Source organism: Streptomyces lonarensis (genome assembly GCF_012033735.1).
Classification (GTDB): domain Bacteria; phylum Actinomycetota; class Actinomycetes; order Streptomycetales; family Streptomycetaceae; genus Streptomyces; species Streptomyces lonarensis.
In genome coordinates this window covers 1-19,808 of record NZ_JAAVJD010000087.1, presented here as the reverse complement: position 1 = coordinate 19,808, position 19,808 = coordinate 1, and the positions used below count along the sequence as shown (strand labels likewise).

General features: G+C 73.4%; 10 protein-coding genes. 4 read left to right on the top strand and 6 right to left on the bottom strand.

The annotated features are described in order from the left end of the window. From HCN56_RS13085 to HCN56_RS13065, 5 genes are all read right to left on the bottom strand, one after another. Nucleotides 1-3,128, bottom strand: a 3,128-nt coding sequence (locus HCN56_RS13085) for a S8 family serine peptidase (RefSeq protein ID WP_167970626.1), incomplete at its 3' end; no start/stop codon positions are given. A gap of 613 nt (nt 3,129-3,741) precedes the next feature. After that, on the bottom strand, nt 3,742-7,020 hold the full coding sequence (locus HCN56_RS13080; protein WP_167970624.1) for a S8 family serine peptidase: 3,279 nt from the start codon (nt 7,018-7,020) through the stop codon (nt 3,742-3,744). A gap of 496 nt (nt 7,021-7,516) precedes the next feature. Next, the gene (locus tag HCN56_RS13075; protein WP_167970622.1) at nt 7,517-7,660 is read right to left on the bottom strand and encodes a hypothetical protein; all 144 of its coding nucleotides are present in this window, start codon (nt 7,658-7,660) and stop codon (nt 7,517-7,519) included. A gap of 109 nt (nt 7,661-7,769) precedes the next feature. After that, nucleotides 7,770-8,015, bottom strand: a complete 246-nt coding sequence (locus tag HCN56_RS13070; protein WP_167970620.1) for an acyl-CoA carboxylase epsilon subunit — start codon at nt 8,013-8,015, stop codon at nt 7,770-7,772. 144 nt (nt 8,016-8,159) lie between these two features. After that, the gene (locus HCN56_RS13065; RefSeq protein ID WP_209312679.1) at nt 8,160-9,707 is read right to left on the bottom strand and encodes an acyl-CoA carboxylase subunit beta; all 1,548 of its coding nucleotides are present in this window, start codon (nt 9,705-9,707) and stop codon (nt 8,160-8,162) included. Between the two features lie 315 nt (nt 9,708-10,022). Between HCN56_RS13065 and HCN56_RS13060 the strand changes: the two genes are divergently transcribed. Both HCN56_RS13060 and HCN56_RS13055 read left to right on the top strand, forming a co-directional pair. Further along, nucleotides 10,023-10,895 carry a biotin--[acetyl-CoA-carboxylase] ligase gene (locus tag HCN56_RS13060; protein WP_167970616.1) on the top strand — a complete coding sequence of 291 codons (873 nt, stop codon included), beginning with the start codon at nt 10,023-10,025 and terminating at the stop codon, nt 10,893-10,895. 334 nt (nt 10,896-11,229) lie between these two features. Beyond that, entirely contained in the window at nt 11,230-12,294 is a 1,065-nt protein-coding gene (locus HCN56_RS13055) for an adenylate/guanylate cyclase domain-containing protein (RefSeq protein ID WP_312871213.1), read from the top strand. Nucleotides 12,295-12,428: 134 nt separating this feature from the next. Here HCN56_RS13055 and HCN56_RS13050 read toward each other — a convergent pair whose 3' ends face one another. Next, on the bottom strand, nt 12,429-17,156 hold the full coding sequence (locus tag HCN56_RS13050) for a GH92 family glycosyl hydrolase (protein WP_167970612.1): 4,728 nt from the start codon (nt 17,154-17,156) through the stop codon (nt 12,429-12,431). A 452-nt stretch (nt 17,157-17,608) separates the two neighbouring features. Here HCN56_RS13050 and HCN56_RS13045 point away from each other — a divergent pair, with 452 nt between their 5' ends. Further along, nucleotides 17,609-18,457 (top strand): enoyl-CoA hydratase/isomerase family protein, encoded by an 849-nt coding sequence (locus HCN56_RS13045; RefSeq protein WP_167970610.1) that lies wholly within the window; start codon nt 17,609-17,611, stop codon nt 18,455-18,457. Nucleotides 18,458-18,572: 115 nt separating this feature from the next. Then, the coding region (locus tag HCN56_RS13040; RefSeq protein ID WP_167970608.1) for a GGDEF domain-containing protein at nt 18,573-19,808 on the top strand (1,236 nt) is incomplete at its 3' end.

Below are 19,808 nucleotides of genomic sequence, written 5' to 3'. Positions count from 1 at the left end.
ATGGTCTGGACGGAGCGGTTGCCGTCGGCGTCCTCGGCGGTGGCGCGCAGCGAGACCGAGCCGCCGGCGGCGGGGTTGTGGACGTACACGAGGTCGCCGGTGTCCTTGGTGTGGACCTTGAGTTCTTCCCAGCTCTCGCCCTGGTCGAAGGAGGCCTCGACGGTGAGGAACGCCGCCTCGCCACCGGTGACGGTGAGCGGGACGGTGAGCTTCTTCTTGGCGGGTGCGGTGCTGTCCAGGGCGAGGTCGGGGGAGTACCGGACGGCCAGCGGCCCGGCGATCTGCTCGTACTCCTCGCTCGGCGCGGCGGTGAAGGTCCAGTCGACCGTCACCTCGGTACTGACCGTGCTGTAGCCGAGGTGGCCGCGCTCCGCGGTGCTGACCAGGCGGTACTCCGCCTCGCCTTCCGGGATGCCGATCTGCACGAACCCTTCGTCCTCGCCGAACTCGGCGAAGAGCTCGCCCTCACGGTAGAGGGCTGCCGACCAGTCGGATGTCGCCCCACCGACGTTGCCCGCGCCGTCGATGAAGGGTGCGAGCCGGCCTATCAGGTCGCCGTTCTCCTGGAAGACGCCTTCCCACTCCCCGATGGTCGGGCCGAAGACCCCCACGTTCATGGTCTCCGTGTACCTGTCGCCCCCCGCTGCTCTGCGGCCGGGAACCCAGTAGGTGGCGGTGGATTCGTCGTTGGCGTCCCACTGCATGAGCAGCAGGCTCCACGCGATGCCCCCCTGCAGCCGGACGACCGCTTCGGCGGGCAGGTCCAGGAGGAGCGACATCGGGCTGATGCTGCCCTCCGGTTGAACGGTGAGCTCGCCGATGGTGCCCGGTGCTGCGCCACCGACGCGGGCGGTCAGCTCGGCCATGTCACCGGCAGCCGGGCGGTTGACCAGCCCGGTGGGCCAGCCGTCGCCCTCCCTGTACAGGTAGGAGGTGCCGCTGCCGTCCTCTTTCGCGTGGTGCGAGGCGAACTTGTGCACCAGGTCGGTGCTCGCGCGCGCCTCTCCCAGCGAGAGGGTACGGACACCGTCGGGGTGATCGGGGAGGAAGGTCATCTCACTGTGGTGCAGCCCCGTCTCGGCGTCCGTGGCCTCCCAGGCGGGGACGAGCTGAACCAGCTCTTCGGCACCGGGCGCGGCGACGTCGACCTCACGGGCGTCGGTGAGGTCGATCTCCATGGTGGTGTCGGCCGAGACGGTCACGTGGGGGGCCAGCGCGATGTCGATGCCGGTGGTCGTGCCATCGGGCCGGTGGTCCGCTTCCACCTGCAGGAGGTGGTCACCCGCGGCGACCCGCTTCGTGTACGTGCCGTCCACTGTCCCTTCCCAGGACTGGGCGCCGTCCGACAGGTCGACCACCTTGATGAAGGTGAATGGCGGGGGCCCGCCGTCGCGGCCGGTGATGTCGAGGGTGAGGTCGAAGTACTCCGGTTCGAGTTCGACGGTTCCGGCGGAGCGAACCTGCTGGTCGTCGCCGGTCGCGGTGACGAAGACGCCGTAGTGGCCGGTCTCGCCACCGCCGGCGGCGGGCACCGCGGTCGTCTCGACGGACGCCTCACCGCCGGCGGGGACGGTGATCTCGTCGGCGTCGAGGGTGAACAGCCCCTCGGGAGCCGCACCGTGGGGGCCGGTGGTCGTCAGCGCCAGGCTGAGTGTGGTGTCGGAGTCACCGGCGTTGCGGAAAGTCAACGTGCGGCGTACGGGGTCGGCCTGCTCACTCGGGTACTCGACCGCGCCGAAGTCGAGGGTGGTGGTGTCGGTGGTGACGGTCTGGGTCAGGGCGCGTTCGATGTCCAGGCGTCCGGTGCCCTGCTGGGTCGGGGCGGGGCCGTCGAGGGCGGCGGTGGAGCTGGTCAGCGCGTTCTTGATCTGCTCGCCGGTCCAGTCGGGGCGGGCCTGGGCGAGGATGGCGGCGGCCCCGGCGACGTGGGGCGCGGCCATGGAGGTGCCGTCGATGGCCGCGTAGCCGTCGGCGACCGGGGTTCCGATGAGGTCGATGCGGCTGCCTTCGACGACGGCCGCGCCGATGTCCGAACCGGGTGCGGTGATCTCGGGCTTCAGCGCTCCGTCGGCGGTGCGTGGGCCCGCCGAGGAGAAGTTGGAGATCTCGTCGTCCTTCCCCACCGAGCCGACGGTGAGGGCGGTGTCGGCGGTGCCGGGGGACAAGACCGTACCGCTGCCCGGCCCCCGGTTGCCGGCGGCAACGACGAAGAGAGCGCCGGTTTCCTCCGAGATGCGGTCGACGGCGTCGGCCATCGGGTCGGGCCCCTGCGCGGGCGGGACGCCGAGGCTCATGTTGATGATGTCGGCGCCGGAGTCGGCGGCCCACTCCATCCCCGCGATGATCCAGGAGTCGAGTGCGAAGCCGTCGTCGCCGATGACCTTGCCGTTGAGCAGGTCAGCGCCGGGGGCGACACCGCGGTAGGTGCCGTCGGAGCGGGCGCCTGTGCCGGCGGCGATCGAGGCGACGTGTGTGCCGTGGCCGTCGACGTCGTCGGTGCCGGGTGAGTCGGTGAAGTTCTCGGCGAGCTTCACCTTGTTCTCGAAGTCGCCGTGGTCGGCCGAGATCCCGGTGTCGAGAACGGCGATGGTGGTCCCGGTGCCGTCCAGTCCCTGAGCCCACGCGGCGGGGGCGCCGACCTGGGCAGTGCTGGTGTCAAGGGTGGTCTCCACGATCCGGTCGAGGGAGACCGTCGCGATACCGGGAGCTGCTGTCAGCAGTGCGTCGTCGGTGTCGCTCTCGGTGAGGGTCTCCCAGACGGAGGCGTCGCTCTCTTCGGCGAGGGTGAGGGCGTCGGCGTCCACGACGTCGAGCGCGGTCCGCAGTTCGACATCGGGTTCGGCGCGGAGGTCGGAGCGGGCGGTGGTCCGGCCGTCCTCGTAGGTGACGATCAGCGGGGTCCCCGCGAACCGGTCGTACTCCGGCCGGGAGAGCTGGCCGACGTCGAACAGGGAGCGGTCCAGCGTTCCGTCGGTGATGAGCGGTAGCGCGTCCTGCGGCAGGACGAGAGTGGACTCGTCCTGCCGTGTCACCCGTACCGGGATGTCCTCCCGGCCGGGCGCCGGACGGATGGCGGCGACGGAACCGTCCGGGGCGAGTACCACCTTGTCACCGGTGAGGAGGGTCACCGACTGTCCGGGCTCGGCGGCGGCTGCGGCGGCGGGGCCTTCGTCACCGGGATCGGTCGCTCCGTGCGACGCGGCCGGGATTCCGCCGGGGCCTAAGGCCAGTGCCAGGGCCACCGCGGTCGCGGTGGCGACTCTCGTTCTGATACTTCTTCGCATGCTCAACGTGGCTCCCAGGAGGGCGAGTTGACGTGGGCGGCGAGGATTCGCCCCTCTTCGCGCCGGGAACATACCGAGTATGCGTAGGGTTTGCCAGGTCCCTGCCAGATCCTGAACGTGCCACCCCGTCCCGGGATGCCGGCGCGCGGCTGGGGTGCGGTCGACGGGGCGGCGGCGGAACGGGTGGTTCCGGGGTGACCTTTCGGACGCGCCGGTGGCCGCGGGGCCGGCCGCCGCGCCGATCGCTCTCCCACGCGAGAGGACGGTGGGCGTGCGCTCCGTGAGGTGGTGGCGCCCTGCCGTCGAGGCGGGAAAGGGGCGGTTGCGGCCGGGGGTGGAAGGGTGTCGCGATGCTGTGCGGTGGGTTCGCCGCTCCCCGCCGGCCGCCGTGAGAGTGACGCAGATCACGACGGGAGGCCCCGGTGCGGACGAGGTTCGTCCGCACCGGGGGCCGGTGTCAGCGGGTCAGGTAGGCGTCGATGATGGTCTGGACGGAGCGGTTGCCGTCGGCGTCCTCGGCGGTGGCGCGCAGCGAGACCGAGCCGCCGGCGGCGGGGTTGTGGACGTACACGAGGTCGCCGGTGTCCTTGGTGTGGACCTTGAGCTCCTCCCAGCTCTCGCCCTGGTCGAAGGAGGCCTCGACGGTGAGGAACGCCGCCTCACCACCGGTGACGGTGAGGGGGACGGTGAGCTTCTTCTTGGCGGGCGCGGTGCTGTCCAGGGCGAGGTCGGGGGAGTACCGGACGGCCAGCGGCCCGGTGATCTGCTCGAACTCTCCGCTCGGCGCTGCGGTGAAGGTCCAGTCGACGGTCACCTCGGTGCTCACCGCGGCATAGCCCAGGTCGTGGCGGTCGGCGGTGCTGACCAGGCGGTACTCCGCCTCGCCCTCGGGGACACGGCTCTCCACGTACTCGGCCGTCCGGTCGAACTCGGCGAACACCTCGCCGTCCCGGTAGAGGGTGGTGTGCCCGTTCGAGAGGGCCTCGCCGTCGTTCCCTGCGCCGTCGGAGAAGTGGTAGACCATGCCGACGAGGTGGTTGTCGAAAGTGAAGACGCCGGACCACTCACCGACCGAGGGGCCGAACACCCCGATGTTCAGCGTCTCCTCATGGGCATCCCCGGGTTTCAGATGGTGCTGGTCGCCCTCGTAGTGCACCGCGTAGTCGCCGTCCGCGGTGAACTGTGTCAGGGAGGCGTTCCACTCGGCGGCGTCCGCCTGGACCAGGAGCGTGACCTCCGCGGGGAGGTCGACGACGGCTCCATTGGGCGGCATGCCCGTGCTGGGGCTCGCGCTGACGATGCCGGTGGTGCCCGGCGCGGAGGACCCGGCTCCGACGATCACCCGGGCCATGTCCTCGGCGGTGGCGTGGTTGACCAGCCCGGTGGGGAAGCCTGCGCCAGTGCTGTGCAGGTAGGCGGGCTCGTCCTCCTCCGCCCCGTGCAACGAGGTGAAGAAGTGGATGAGTTCGACCTCCGGGCCGGCGTCGCCGAGCGACAGTGTCCGCAGTCCCTCGGGCAGGGCGGGGAGGTGGGTGGCGAAGCCGGTGCCGGCGCCGGACTCGCGGGACGCGCTGTAGCCGGCCACCAACTCGTCCGGGGTGGAACCGTCCGGTGCCACGAAGTCGATCTCACGAGCTTCGCCGAGCGCCACGTCCACGGTGGTGTCCGCGGTGACACTCAGGCCGGGGTGCACCGCGAAGTCGACGCCGGTCCGATCGCCGTCGGTCTCGTGATCGGACACCACATCGAAGAGGTACGTGCCCTCCGGCAGACGTTCGCTGAACGAACCGTCGACGAAGTCGGCCCAGATGAACATGCCGGCGTCGAGATCCTCGATGTAGATCTCGCCGCTGGTGTCGGTCCCGCCGTCCCGCCCGGTGATGTCGAGGGTGAGGTCGAAGTACTCGGGTTCGAGTTCGACCGTGCCGGCGGTACGGACCTGCTGGTCGTCGCCGGTGGCCGTGACGAAGAGGCCGTAGTGGCCCACCGTGCCCTCGGTCACGGCCGGCGCCGCGGTGACGGCGACGGTGGCCTCGCCGCCCGCAGGAACCGTCACCTCGTCGGCGGCGAGGGTGAACAGACCCTCCGGCGCGGGGCCGTCCTCCGGTCCGGTGGTGGTGAGCGCCAGGTCGAGGGTGATGTCCTCGGCGCCGCCGTTGCGGTAGGTGACCTCACGGGTGATCGGTTCCGCCTGGTCGGCGGGGAACTCGAGGACGCCGAAGTCCAGCGTCGTGGTGTCGGCGGTGACGCGCTGGGTCAGAGCGCGCTCGATGTCCAGGCGCCCGGTGCCCTGCTGGATCGGCGCCGGCCCGTCGAGGGCGGCGGCGGAACTGGTCAGCGCGGACTTCAGCTGGGTGCCGGTCCAGTCGGGGTTCTGCTGAGCGAGGACGGCCGCGGCACCGGCGACGTGCGGGGCGGCCATCGACGTTCCGGAGATCGCCACGTAGCCGTCCGCAACCGGGGTGCCCTCGGACTCGATGTAGCTCCCGGGCGCCGCGGCGGCACCGATGTCGGAGCCCGGCGCGGCGAGTTCGGGCTTGAGGGCACCGTCGCTCGCCCGGGGGCCGACCGACGAGAACTCGGAGATCTCGTCGTCCTTGGTGACCGAGCCGATGGTGAGGGCCGCGTCTGCGACCGCGGGTGTTCCGACGGTCCCTGCCCGCGGGCCCGAGTTGCCCGCGGCGATCACGAACAGCACGTCGGTCTCCGCCGAGATCCGGTCGACGGCCTCCGCCATCGGATCCGCCCCCCGCGGGGCCTGGCCGCCCAGGCTCATGTTGATGATGTCGGCGCCGGAGTCGGCGGCCCACTCCATGCCCTCGATGATCCAGGACTCCAGGCCGAAGCCTTCGTCGTCCAGGACCTTGCCGTTGAGCAGGTCCGCGCCGGGGGCGACGCCGCGGTAGGTGCCGTCGGAGCGGGCGCCTGTTCCCGCGGCCGTCGAAGCGACGTGGGTGCCATGGCCGTTGAGGTCGTCGGTGTTCGGTGCGTCGGTGAAGTTCTCGGCGAGCTTCACCTTGTCGTCGAAGTCGCCGTGGTTGGCGGCGATGCCGGTGTCCAGCACGGCGATGGTGACGCCGGAACCGTCCAGCCCCTCCGCCCAGGCGGCGGGGGCACCGACCTGCGCCGTGCTGGTGTCGAGGGTGCTCCGCACGATCCGGTCGAGGGAGACCGTCGCGATACCGGGGGCCGCCGCGAGAGCGGAGTCCCCCTCTGCGGCCGTGGCGGTGAGGGTCTCCCACACCGAGGCGCCGCTCTCCTCGGCGAGGGTCACGGCGTCGGCTTCCACGCTCTCCAGGGCCGCCCGCAGTTCGACGTCGGGTTCGGCGCGGAGTTCGGAGCGTGCGGCCGTGCTGCCGTCCTCGTAGCTGACGATCAGCGGCGTGCCGGCGAACTGCTCGTACTGCGGCCGGGACAGCTCGCCGACGTCGAACAGGGCGCGGTCCAGCGTCCCGTCGGCGATGAGCGCGACGGCGTCGCGTGGCACCACCAACGTGGCCTCGTCCGTCTCCAGGACCCGCACGGGGATGTCCTCACGGCCGGGTGCCGGGTGGATCGATGCCACCGTGCCGTCCGCTGCGAGAACGACCCGGTCACCGGTGAGGAGGGTGACAGCGGCGCCCTGCGCGGACACGCTCAGCGGCACTCCCGCCGCCGAACCGGGCGGTGCGGCAGCGGCGCCCCCGCCGAGGCCGGCGGCCAGCGCCACGGCTATGGCCGAAGCGGTGGCAGCCACCGCTGCCCTTCTCTTCTTCGTGCTCAACATGCCCCCAGGCGTGTGTGGTTGACGCGTGGCTGGCACGGACGCCTGCCACGGCGCCGCTGAACATACCGAGTATGGAAGGTCGCGAGAAGAGTGCCTCCGGGCGCGGTGGCTTCCTCGGCGCGCGGTGCGGCGCGGCGGGTTTTCCGGTGGTCAGTGACGGGTAACCAGCGCCCTGCGCAGCGGAGGTGGGTGTTCCGCTTCGCCGCTGTGGGCCCCGCCGACACCCGGCGCGAGCGCATGGCGCGGCCCGTCGGCGGGCGGGGCGAGCGGTCGGTGTCGCGTGCGGAGTGCGGCGTTCCGGGCGGGGGAGTGCGTCCGGGGCCCCGCGCCGGTCCGCGGCGGAGGTCGTGGCCGCCCGCGGGGCCGAACCCGGTCGTCCCCGCCCCGTGGCGTGGCCGGAACGGGTGGCGCATGGCGTATGTCACACGCGACGCGGCCGTCCCGCCACATGCGCGGGACGGCCGCGTCAGACCAGCAGCAGCGCGGCCACCACCGACGCGGCAGCGATCAGCCACACCGCGCGGCGCAGCCGCTGCCGCAGCGAGCGCTCACGGTCGTCCACGTCGTTGCGCGGGTCGGCGTGCGGGTCGTGCAGGTCGTGCCAGAGCATGCTGCCGACCCTGCCACCGGCGGCGCGGGCGCGCCTGAGTACACGTACTCAGATCCGTGGCCCCCGCACCCGGAACCCCGCGGGGCAGGCACGGGGGGCGGGCATCGGGTCAGATCGGCCAGTGGCTGGTGCGCCAGGTGTCCGGCCCGGGGGCGGGCGTCGACCCCGGCACGGTGAGCGAGGGCGCTCCCCAGGCGGACACGGCCACCGGGCCGTCCGCTCCCGCGGGTGCCGCTGCCAGCCGCGCCCGCACCACCGCCAGCGCCGCGGCCAGCTCCTCCGGGGTCGGGTTGCCCCGGACGACCCGGATGGTCTCCGGCTCGGCACCGCCCTCCCGCGTCGGCTGTCCGTCCATCGCCGCCACCGCCTTCCCCTGCCGCCTACGACCGGTCCGTTCCACCGGCCCGCGCGCTTCCGCCGCGCGCGGCCCGTTCCCCTGCCCGCGGCGGTGTCGCGGCGCCCGGTACGACCGCCCGCCGCGACACCGCCGCCGTCCCGCTCAGAGCGGGATGTTGCCGTGCTTCTTCGGCGGGAGCTTCTCCCGCTTGGTCCGCAGCTGCCGCAGCCCGCGCGCCACCTGCCGCCGGGTGTCCGAGGGCATGATCACCGCGTCCACGTACCCGCGTTCGGCCGCCGCGTACGGGTTGAGGAGGGCGTCCTCGTACTCCTGGGTGAGCTGGGCGCGCAGCGCCTCGCGCTCGGCGTCGTCCGCCACCGCCGCCAGCCGGCGGCGGTGCAGGATGTTGACCGCGCCCTGGGCGCCCATCACCGCGACCTGCGCCGTCGGCCACGCCAGGTTGAGGTCCGCCCCCAGGTGCTTGGAGCCCATCACGTCGTACGCGCCGCCGAACGCCTTCCGGGTGATGACGGTGATCAGCGGCACCGTCGCCTCCGCGTACGCGTAGATCAGCTTGGCGCCCCGTCGGATGATGCCGCCGTACTCCTGGTCGGTCCCGGGGAGGAAGCCGGGGACGTCCACGAAGGTCAGCACCGGAATGTTGTAGGCGTCGCAGGTCCGCACGAAGCGGGCGGCCTTCTCCGAGGCGTCGATGTCCAGGCAACCCGCCAGCTGCATCGGCTGGTTGGCGACGACGCCCACCGAACGGCCCTCCACCCGGCCGAAACCGGTGAGGATGTTCGGGGCGAACAGCGGCTGCGTCTCCAGGAAGTCGCCGTCGTCCAGGACGTGTTCGATCACCTGGTGCATGTCGTACGGCTGGTTGGCCGAGTCGGGCACGATGGTGTCCAGCTCCCGGTCCTCCGCCGTCACCTCCGGCTCGGACTCCTCCGGGTAGGCGGGCGGCTCGGAGAGGTTGTTGGACGGCAGGTAGGAGAGCAGCGCCTTCACGTAGTCGACGGCGTCCTTCTCGTCCCCCGCCATGTAGTGCGCGACGCCCGAGGTGGTGTTGTGGGTGCGGGCACCGCCGAGGTCCTCGAAGCCGACGTCCTCCCCCGTCACCGTCCGGATGACGTCGGGACCGGTGATGAACATGTGCGAGGTCTTGTCGACCATGACGGTGAAGTCGGTGATCGCCGGCGAGTAGACCGCCCCGCCCGCGCACGGCCCGACGATCAGCGAGATCTGCGGCACCACCCCGGAGGCGTGCACGTTACGGCGGAAGATCTCCGCGAACAGCCCGAGCGCGACCACGCCCTCCTGAATCCGGGCGCCGCCGCCGTCGTTGATGCCGATGACGGGGCAGCCCGTCCGCAGCGCGAAGTCCATGACCTTGACGATCTTCTCGCCGTAGACCTCGCCCAGCGAACCGCCGAAGACGGTGAAGTCCTGCGAGTAGACGCAGACCGGGCGGCCGTCCACCGTGCCGTACCCGGTCACGACACCGTCGCCGTAGGGCCGGTTCGCCTCGATCCCGAAGCTCACCGACCGGTGGCGGGCGAACTCGTCCAGCTCGGTGAAGGACCCCTCGTCCAGCAGCAGGTCGATGCGCTCGCGCGCCGTCAGCTTGCCCTTGGCGTGCTGCCGCTCCACCGCCCGCGCCGAACCGGCGTTCACCGCCTCCTCGGACCGGCGGCGGAAGTCCGCCAGCTTGCCCGCCGTGGTGTGGGGCGCCGCGTCCCGCGCACCCGCGGCGTCGTCCCCCGGGACGTCGTTCGCCGGGACGGAACGGTTCTCCTGGTCGCGCACGGCTGCGGCTCCTACTCGTCATCGGGTTGGCTACCGATGCGTAGGTTAACGGCGGTCGCCGCCGAACCACAGTGCGGCGTCGACCACAACCGCGCCCCGACCGCCCCGCCGGCGCCGCCCGCGACGGCGCCGGGACGCGTCCGCGCGGCCCCGCCGGGCGCCCGCCCACCGGTCCGGGCGCGGGCGACCACCCCGGCGAGAACCTAGTCTGAGCCCATGACCGCACGACCCCCCGCCGCCGCACGCTGGTCGGACCTCGACCGCCCCCCGCTGAGCGCTCCGGCGCTGCGCCGCGCCCTCACCGGGCCCGACGGACCCTGGACGTCGCTGGAGGTGACCGCCTCCACCGGCTCCACCAACGCCGACCTGGTCGCCGCCGCCCGCGCCGGGACCGCCGATCCCGGCGCGGTGCTCGTCGCCGAGGAGCAGACCGCGGGCCGCGGCCGGCTGGGGCGCGGCTGGAGCGCCCCCGCGCGCTCCGGCATCTTCCTCTCCGTCCTGCTCGCCCCCGAGCCGGACCCCGCGCGGTGGGGCTGGCTCCCGCTGCTGGCCGGCGTCGCCACCGCCGCCGCCCTCTCCCGCACCGCGGGGGTCGACACCGCGCTGAAGTGGCCCAACGACCTCCTGGTCACCGTCGAGGGCGAGGAGCGCAAGGCCGGCGGCATACTGGCCGAGCGCGTGGACACCGCCGACGGCACCCCCGCGGTGGTGCTCGGCATCGGCATCAACGTCACCCCCCGCGACGACGAGCTGCCCGTCCCCACCGCCGCCTCGCTGCGCCAGGCAGGTGCCACCGTCACCGACCGCGACCCGCTGCTGCGGGCCGTGCTGCGGTCCCTGGCCGAGTGGTACGGCAGCTGGGCCGAGACCGGCGGCGACGCCTGCGAGGCCGGGGTGCAGGCGGCGTACGTCGCCGGATGCGCCACCCTCGGCCGGCCGGTCGCCGCCCTGCTGCCGGGCGGCAAGGAACTGCACGGCGACGCGACCGCCCTCGACGGCGACGGGCGGTTGGTGATCACCGACGCCGAGGGGACTCGCCATGCCGTCGGCGCGGGCGACATCGTCCACCTGCGCGCTCGGGGCGACTGACGGCGTAGCGCCGCCGGGAGCGCGGCGCGCCGAACCGGACACCACGCGCAGGAACCGGCCGAGGCGCGCAGGCCGCGCCCCCGGGGCCGGGTCCACGGCGACGGCCCGGCCGTCCGGTCCCAGGGCCGACCGGCCCCGCCGCCCCGCCCGTCCGGCCCGACCACCCGTCCGGGCGGGTGCGTCCGGGGGCGGACCTGGGCAGACATCCGTGCGACGGGCCGCCCCTGCCGTAGGGTGGTGCGAGGACAGCGGCGCGCCGGGCGCGGCGGAGCGGAGCGGTGGGGCGAGTGAGCGGCGGAGGGACTCTCACACCGGAAACGGCGAGGCGGCGCCCGTGAGCGACACGCCAACGCCCGCCGGTGACGACGGTCCGGAGGACCACGACGACAACGTGGCGCTCCGGCTCGAACAGCTGATCATCGGTGCCGAGCGCGAGTACACGCCCTTCCAGGCCGCCAAGGCCGCGGGCGTTCCCATGGAGATGGCGTCCCGGTTCTGGCGCGCCATGGGCTTCCCCGACATCGGGCAGGCCAAGGCCCTTACCGAGGCCGATGTCCTCGCCCTGCGACGCCTCGCCGGTCTGGTGGAGGCGGGGCTGCTCAGCGAGCCGATGGCGGTCCAGGTGGCCCGTTCCACCGGCCAGACCACCGCCCGGCTGGCGGACTGGCAGATCGACTCCTTCCTGGAGGGGCTCACCGAGCCCCCGGAGCCGGGGATGACCCGCTCCGAGGTCGCCTACCCGCTGGTCGAGCTGCTCCTGCCCGAACTGGAGGAGTTCCTCGTCTACGTCTGGCGGCGCCAGTTGGCCGCCGCCGCGGGCCGGGTCGTGCAGGAGCAGGACGACGCCGAACTGGTCGACCGCCGACTGGCCGTGGGCTTCGCCGACCTCGTCGGTTTCACCCGCCTGACCCGACGGCTGGAGGAGGAGGAACTCGGCGAACTCGTCGAGACCTTCGAGACCACCGCCGCCGACCAGGTCGCGGAGTACGGCGGCCGGCTCATCAAGACCCTCGGCGACGAGGTGCTCTTCGCCGCCGACGACGCGGCGACCGCCGCCGGCATCGGGCTGCGCCTGATCGAGACCATGGCCGACAACCCGATCCTGCCGGAGCTGCGCGTCGGTATCGCCTTCGGCACGGTCACCACCCGGATGGGCGACGTCTTCGGCAACACCGTCAACCTCGCCAGCCGGCTGACCTCCATAGCGCCGAAGGACGCGGTGCTGGTCGACGACGCGATGCGCAAGGAGCTCACCGCGGCGGGCGCCGCACCCTCTCCGCGCCCGGGCGAGCCGGCGCCCGACGGGCGCGGCCACCGCTTCACATTGCGGCCGCTCCACCAGCGGCCCGTGCGCGGACTGGGCATCATCGCCCCCTGGCAGCTGACCCGCCCCGGCTGAGGGGTCGCCCGCCGCGGCGCGGCACCGCTCGCTCGGAGGGGAGTGGGGCCGCGAGCGGGAACCGACCGGGCCGGGGAGGCGGCGAGCCTCCCCGGCCCGGCCGGTTCACCGCGGGCGACCCGCCGGCCGGGCCGTCAGCGCACCCCGCGACTGCCGGTGCGGCGTCGGACGAGGACGAGCGCCGCACCCAGCCCCGCCAGCGCCGCCGCGGTCAGCACCAGCGGCAGCACGGCGGCGGAGCCGGTGGCGGCGAGGGAGCCGGCGCCCGCCGGGAGGGACGTGTGGCCCTGCGGCGTCCAGCCTCCGGTGCCGGTGCCGGTGCCGGTGCCGGTGCCGGTGCCGCCGGGTGAGCCGGGCGTACCGGGTGTGCCGGGCGACCCGGGACCTCCTGGGGCTCCGGGACCCGGGCTTTTCGGGTCGGTGGGGTCCGTGGGGTCCGTGGGGTCCGTGGGGTCCGTGGGGTCCGTCGGGTCCGCCGGGTCCGTGGGCTCCGTGGGGTCGCTCGGGTCGCTCGGGTTCTCGGGGTCGGTCGGGTCTGTGGGGTCGGTCGGGTCGGTCGGATCGGTCGGGTCTGTGGGATCGGTCGGGTCGGTCGGGTCCGTCGGCGGGGGCGGGGGAGTGACGCCGTCCTCCGTGACCCACTTCGTGCCGTCCGCGTACCGCGTCACCGTGAAGCTGTCCAACTCCTCGCCGACCTCCCCGGCGGCGCGGTTGTCGCCCCGGTGGGCGATGACCGACCGGTAGGAGAGGGTGCCGTCGTCCACCGTGACGGACTGGTAGGTGGAGGTCTGCTGCGCGCGGGTCACCATGGTGGCGCCGTTGCGGGTCCAGACGTTGTCGTCCTCCGGCTGGAGGTCGTAGAACTTCGCGCCGGCGTTGGACACCACGTACACCGGACCCGTGGTCAGCCCCGGGGTGGCGGTGGCGTCCTCGTCGGCGTGGCCGCGGGCGTAGGTGTGGTCGTGGCCGGCGAGCACCAGGTCGACGTCGTGCTCCTGGTAGATCGGCAGCCAGGCGGCGCGGATGTCGGGCTCGTCCCGGTTGGCTCCGCTGGACAGGACCGGCTGGTGGTGCAGCACGACCGACCAGGTGGAGGGGTTCTCGTCGAGGACCCGGTCCAGCCACCGCGCCTGCATCCCCACCCAGATGCGGCGGGCCTCGCCGCAGTCGAACTCCGTGAGCCCCGGGGGCCGGACCAGCTCGCAGATGTCGTCGCGGTTGGCGTTGAGGACGACGAAGCGCACGTCCTGGTGGTCGACGTGGAACACCGAGTCCGTCATCGCCTCCGCCAGGTGCTCGCCGTAGCGGTCGGCGTCCTCGCCCGCGTCCGCCGGCACGGGGCCGTTGGCGGGGTAGGCGAAGCTCATCCGGTTGGTCTGCAACAGCCCGTTGCCGGAGTTGAACTCGTGGTTGCCGACGGCGGTGATCGTCTGCTGGTTGGCCAGTCCCTCGGGGTTGGCCGCGAACCAGGCGGACCACTCGCCCTCGTTGGCGAAGTCGATCAGGTCGCCGGCGTACAGCGCGAGCGCCGCCTCCGGGACGTCGGCGTTGGCGCGCCGGGCGATGGCCGGCCAGACGTCGGACAGGCCGTTCTGGTTGTCGCCGTAGTAGAGAAAGGTGAAGGGCTCGGCGCCGTCGGCCGCGGTGGTGAAGGTGTGCCAGGGGCTCCAGTTCTCACCGTCCCCGACCCGGTAGTCGTGAGTGGTTCCTGGGGGGAGCCCGGTGAGTTCGGCCGACCAGGCCGAGAACGAGGCGTCGCCGATGTGCCGCTCGGCGACCAGCTCCGCCGCGACGGTCGATGTCTCGCCGTCCTCGCCCGTCCGGTACTCCACGAGGCCGGTACCCGCGCGGCTGCGCCAGCTGACGGCCTGCGCCGACTCCGGCGTCGCAGTCGGCGTCAGGACGACCCGCTCCGGGGTGGCGTCCGGCGCTGGCGGTGGCGTGCTGCTCAGCGCCACGTCGAAGAGGTGCATGACGCCCCGGTCGGAGCCCTCGGGCAGCAGGACCGCCTCGACGGGGCGGTCCGGGTCGATCGCCTCCGGCGCCGTGGCGAACACCTTGGCCTCCGTGGTGTCCTGGCCGCCGTCGGAGCGGTTGCGGCCGGGGACGGTCACCACCGGGGTGTTCCCGAACCGGTAGGCGGTGCCGGGGGTCCAGTCGGTGAGGCCGACCGGGACGGACTGCCGGGAGCCGTCCTCGTACACCACGGTCGCCGTGCCCTGGGAGGGGCCGTTGGTCGCGAGGCCGAGGAAGGAGATCGCGGCGCCGGAGGCGCCTCCCATCTCGACGCGCTGCCCGTGGGGCACCCAGTTGTCGGGTTCGCCCGGTGCGGTGTCCGGCCAGTGGAAGACGGTGTCCGTCCCCGGCACGGTGATCTCGGCGCCGGGGGCCGCCCCTGCCGCCGCGAGCCGCTCCCGGGGGAGGGTGTTGCCGGAGGCGTCCAGCATGCCGGTCGCACCGCGGCCGTCGGCGGAGGTGCCGATGTTGTTGTAGCCGTCGGCGCCCCGGTCGTGGGACGGCGGCACGTCGTCGGCGCCGGTGCCCCAGGCTCCGGGGGTGGCGCCCATCGTGTAGCGCAGGGTGCCGCCGGAGCGGGTGAACTCCGCCGGCAGCCAGGAGGCGGTGGTCGGTACGCCGTCGACGGTCAGGGACTGCACGTAGCGGTTGTCGGGCCCGGCGCCGGGGGCGTCGACGGCGATGACGCGGTCGCTGCCGGCGCTGTCGATCACGACGCGCTCGAACAACGGCGCGGAGAGCGCGAGGTCGGCGGTGCCGTAGACCATGGGCTGCAGGCCGACGGTGGCGAGCACGTACCAGGCGGAGAGCGTCCCCAGGTCGTCGTTGCCCGGCAGACCGCTCGGCCCGCCGTGGTACATCTCGTCGACCACGCGGTACAGGACGTCGGTGGTGCGCGAGGGCTCCCCGAGCCAGTTGTAGATCCAGGGGGTCTGCAGCACCGCCTCGTTGCTCAGGTAGGAGTACGGGGTGTTGTAGACGCCAGCGTCCAACTCCGTGAAGAAGTGGTCCAGTTGCTCCAGCGCCTCGTCCCGGCCGCCGCGCCGCTCGATCAGTGCCGCCAGGTTGTGCGGGACGAGCCACCCGTACTGGTACCCGGTGGACTGCTCGAACTGGTTGCCCCGCTCCCCGAGGTCGAACCCGCGGTCGAAGCCGTTGCGCTCCCGGGGCCTGATGTGCGCGGACTCGGGGTCGAAGACGTTCTGCCAGTTCTGCGCCCGCGTCATGAACCGGTCGCGGCTCTCCTCGTCACCGAGCCGGTCGGCGAGCTGCGCGACGGCGAAGTCGTTGATCGCGTACTCCAGCGTCCGGGAGGTCGCCGAGTCGCCGTTGCGGTTCTCGATCCATCCCAGCCCCGCGAACTGCTGGAGGTCGCCGCGGTTGCTGCCGGCGGCGGGCAGTGTCTGGGTGGTGACCATGGACGCCAGCGCAGCCTCCCGGTCGTAGTCGGTGCTGCCGAACGCGTCGATGGTGGCGAGCACCACCTGGAGGCCGTCGCCGCTCATCTTCTGCTGCGAGACGCCGTTGTGCGGCCAGTTCGGCCAGCGTCCCGTCTGCGTCGCGAGGTCGGTGAGCGACTGGTTGATGTCCGACCCGACCTGCGGGAACAGCAGCGCGATCAGCTGCGCGTGGCCGCGGTAGGCGTCCCACCCGGAGTAGGTCGCGTACTGGTGCCGGCCCTCGGGCACGGTCCGGACGGTCCCGTCGTAGCCGAAGTACTCGCCGTTGACGTCGTCGTACAGGTTCGGGTGGAGCAGGGCGTGGTACAGCGCGGTGTAGAACACGGTGCGGTCCTCGTCGCTGCCGCCCGTCACGTCGACGGTGGCCAGCGCCTCGCGCCAGGTTTCGGCCGCCGCCTCGCGGATCTCCGCCGCGCTGCGCCCCGCCGCCTCGGTGGCGGAGTTCAGCGCCGCGTTCTCCACGCTGACGTAGCTGATCCCGATGCGCGCGGTGACCTCCGAGCCGCGCGGGAACGACACGAAGGCGCCCGAGCCGTGGCTGAAGGTCGAACTCGCCTCGCCGGAGCCGGCCTCGACCCGCGAGCCGCTCCAGGTGCCGTGCGAGGAGACGGGGGTGTCGAAGTCGGCGGAGAAGTGGATGCGGTAGCTCCCGCCGCCGCAGACCGTGCGCGTCTCGGTCCAGCCGAAGACGGTGTTCCCGTCGACCGACACCGAGCTGGCGCTGGACCCGTTGTTGGAGCCGGCGACGTCGAAGACCAGCGTCGCGGAGTCGCGGTCGTCGGGAAAGTCGAAGGTGGCGACGCCGGTGCGCTCGGTGGCGGTGAGCGCGACGTCGGTGCCGTTGTCGAGACCCACCGCGTAGTGGCCGGGCTCGGCCGTCTCGTTCTCGTGCGAGAAGTCCAGGAAGTAGTCGCCGATCGAGTCGGCCGGCGAGGTCGGCAGCGCCCGGTCGGCGGTGAGGCGCCCGGTGTACGGGAGGACCGGCACGTCGAAGGCACCGTTGTTGTTGGCGCACCCCGTGCCGGAGAGCCGGGTGAGGCCGAACCCGCGCAGCTGGTCCGCGTCGTACTCGTAGCCGCCCCAGTTGTCGCCGCCCCGCGTGTTGTGGGTGGTCGGGGTGAACTGCACCATGCCGAAGGGCAGGGTCGCGCCGGGCCAGGTGTTGCCGTAGGCGCTGTTGCCCTTGTTCTGGCTCCGGTCGTGCAGGGTGCCGATGAACTGGTCGACCGCGTCGAACGGTTCGAGCCCGGAGGCGGCGGTGCCCTGCGGGTCGGCCGCCACGGGGGGCGCGGTGGCGCCCAACCCCGCGAGCAGGCCGAGGACGACCGTCGTCACGACGGTCCGCCCTCTTCGTCGGCTGGTCCGACCTGGTCGGTCTCGGAACATGGGTGTCTACGCCCTTCGGCTCTTCCGCTCACGGGGCGCCGTCCGGACCGTCCGCGGGGTAGCCGAGGAGCGGTACGGCGTCGGCGCCGGGGGACGGTCACGACCGTTCCGTGGCGTCCGGAACGCCGGCTGACCGCGCGGTGAACGGGGAATGAGGTTCATCTCCCGTCTCCGACGGCGCTCATGATCTCCCCGCGGCCACCGGAACCGATGCGCGCGAACCGGTCAGGAACGGCCGTCCGGCCTGCCCGGAACGCGACCTGCCGGGCCGTCAGGCAGCGGCGGCGGCCGGCGCCGCCGGGGCGCGACGGGCCCCGGCGGCCGCGACCCGCCCCCGAAGGCGGCGCGGCTCCACCGTAAGCGCCCGGCGCGCACCCTCCCGCAGGCGGGCGCGCGGATGGCATGATGCGCTGCGTCGAACAGTGAGCGAGCGTTAACCGAAGGAGCGGACGATGACGTCGGTGGCGGAGTCGGGGAACGGTACGGGCCACGGCCCGGGGGGTGTCCGGGAGGAGCGGTTCGGCGAGTGGGTCGTGGTGCGCCGTCACGGCGGCCGGGTGGCCGAGCTGGTCCTCGACCGGCCGCGCGCGATGAACGCCGTGTCCACCGAGATGGCGCGTCAGCTCGGTGAGGCGTGCGTGGCGCTCGCCGCCACCCGCGAGGTCTCTGCGGTGGTGCTCAGCTCCACCCATGAGCGGGCGTTCTGCGTGGGCGCCGATCTCAAGGAGCGCAACTCGCTGACCGACGCCGAGCTGGTCCGGCAGCGCCCCTACGCCCGCGCGGCCTACGGCGGAGTGCTGGCGCTGCCGATGCCGGCGATCGCCGCGGTCCACGGCTTCGCCCTGGGCGGCGGCTACGAGCTGGCGCTCTCCTGCGACCTCATCGTGGCGGACGAGACCGCCGTGGTCGGCCTGCCGGAGGTCTCGGTGGGCGTCATCCCCGGCGGTGGCGGCACGCAGCTGCTGCCGCGCCGGGTGGGCGCGGCGCGCGCCGCCGAGTTGATCTTCAGTGCACGGCGGGTGGCGGCGGCCGAGGCGGGCGAGCTCGGCCTGGTCGACCAGGTGGTGCCGGCCGGCACCGATCGAGAGGCCGCGCTGGAGCTCGCGGGCCGGATCGCCGCCAACTCCCCGATCGGGCTGCGCGCCGCCAAGAAGGCGCTGCGCACGGGATGGGGGATGGACGTCACCGCCGCCATGGAGATCGAGGACGCGGCGTGGCGGACCGTCGCCTTCTCCGGGGACCGCGCCGAGGGGGTCGCCGCCTTCAACGAGAAGCGCACGCCCGACTGGCCGGGGGAGTAGCGCGGCGTCCTCGGCTGGGCCGGGTGGCGGGGCCGCTGTGCTCCGGACTTGTGATCCCTCGCAATTGCACCCGGCGCGCCCGGCGAAAAGGTACAAACCGCAATAATGTGTCCGCATGGGAGAGGACGCTCGGCTGCGGGCCGTGGTGGAGCTGGCGCAGGCGATGGCGGCGGCGGGTGACCTCGCCGGCGCGGTGCGCGTCGTGGCCGAGACCGCCCGGCGGGCGCTGGACGGCGCCTTTGCGGCCGTCTCGGTCTGGGAGCGGGAGCGGGGCCGCCTCCGCGTGCTGGTCAACAACGGGGAACTCGCGCCCGGCGAGGTGGAGTTCCCGGTCGACGAGTCCTACCCGGTGCACGACTTCCCCGAGATCGCGGGCTTCTCGCCCGCCGGCTGGACGGCCGGGGTGGAGCCCCGGGCGTGGATCGAGACCGCCGACGAGGCCGGGGGAGCCGCCGGCGCGCCGGTGGAGGCGGCCGCTGCCGCCCACCGCCGCAGTCGGGCCGCCGCCCTCCGGCGCCGCGGCCGCGGGAGCTGCGTCGTGGCCCCCGTCGTGCTGCACGGACGGGCCTGGGGGGAGCTGTATGTGGCCCGGGGAGTGGACGCCGTGCCTCTCGGCCTGCCCGAGGCGGCCTTCGCCACCGTCCTCGCCGAGGTCGCGGCGAGCGGCCTGGTGCACCACGAGCGGCTGGCCGAGGTCAGGAAGCTGGCGTACACCGACCCGCTGACCGGGCTCGCCAATCGGCGGGCCGTGGACGCGCTCCTGGAGGACGCGGTCGGGGATCACCGCAGGGACGGCACGGCCGTCAGCCTCGTCGTCTGCGACGTCAACGGACTGAAGGGTGTCAACGACTCGCTGGGCCATGTGGCGGGCGACCACCTGCTTGAACGTTTCGCCTCGGTGCTCTCCCTCTGCGGCGCGCAACTCCCCGGCTCGCTCGCCGCCCGGCTGGGCGGCGACGAGTTCTGCCTGGTGGCCGTCGGCTCCACCGCGCCCGAGGTGATCCGGGTGGCGCGGGAGATCTGCCGCCGCGCCGACGGGCTGGAGCTCGGACAGGGCGTTGCCTGCGGGGTCGCCTCCACCGGCAGGAGCATCGGCCCGGTGGTCTCCGCCCGCCGGTTGTTCCGGTTGGCGGACGCCGCGCAGTACCGCGCCAAGGCGGCGGACGCGCGTGAACCGGTGGTCGCCGGTGACGAGGGGGCCGACGACCCCGTGGTGCTGCTGGCGGACAGTGTGCGGGGGGACGACTCCGACCGCCGGGCGTTCCGCGACCGCCCTGCGGCGGCCGGCCGCCCCGGAGGGCGGCGTGGGGCGTCCGGCGGAGCGACGCCGCCCGCCCGGCCCGGGAGGACC

Excerpts from the sequence above, each read along its gene's own strand:
- HCN56_RS13075 (WP_167970622.1), bottom strand. The coding sequence starts at position 7,660 with ATGCTCTGGCACGACCTGCACGACCCGCACGCCGACCCGCGCAACGAC.
- HCN56_RS13070 (WP_167970620.1), bottom strand. The coding sequence starts at position 8,015 with ATGGACGGACAGCCGACGCGGGAGGGCGGTGCCGAGCCGGAGACCATC.
- HCN56_RS13060 (WP_167970616.1), top strand. The coding sequence starts at position 10,023 with ATGACCGCACGACCCCCCGCCGCCGCACGCTGGTCGGACCTCGACCGC.
- HCN56_RS13050 (WP_167970612.1), bottom strand. The coding sequence starts at position 17,156 with ATGTTCCGAGACCGACCAGGTCGGACCAGCCGACGAAGAGGGCGGACC.
- HCN56_RS13045 (WP_167970610.1), top strand. The coding sequence starts at position 17,609 with ATGACGTCGGTGGCGGAGTCGGGGAACGGTACGGGCCACGGCCCGGGG.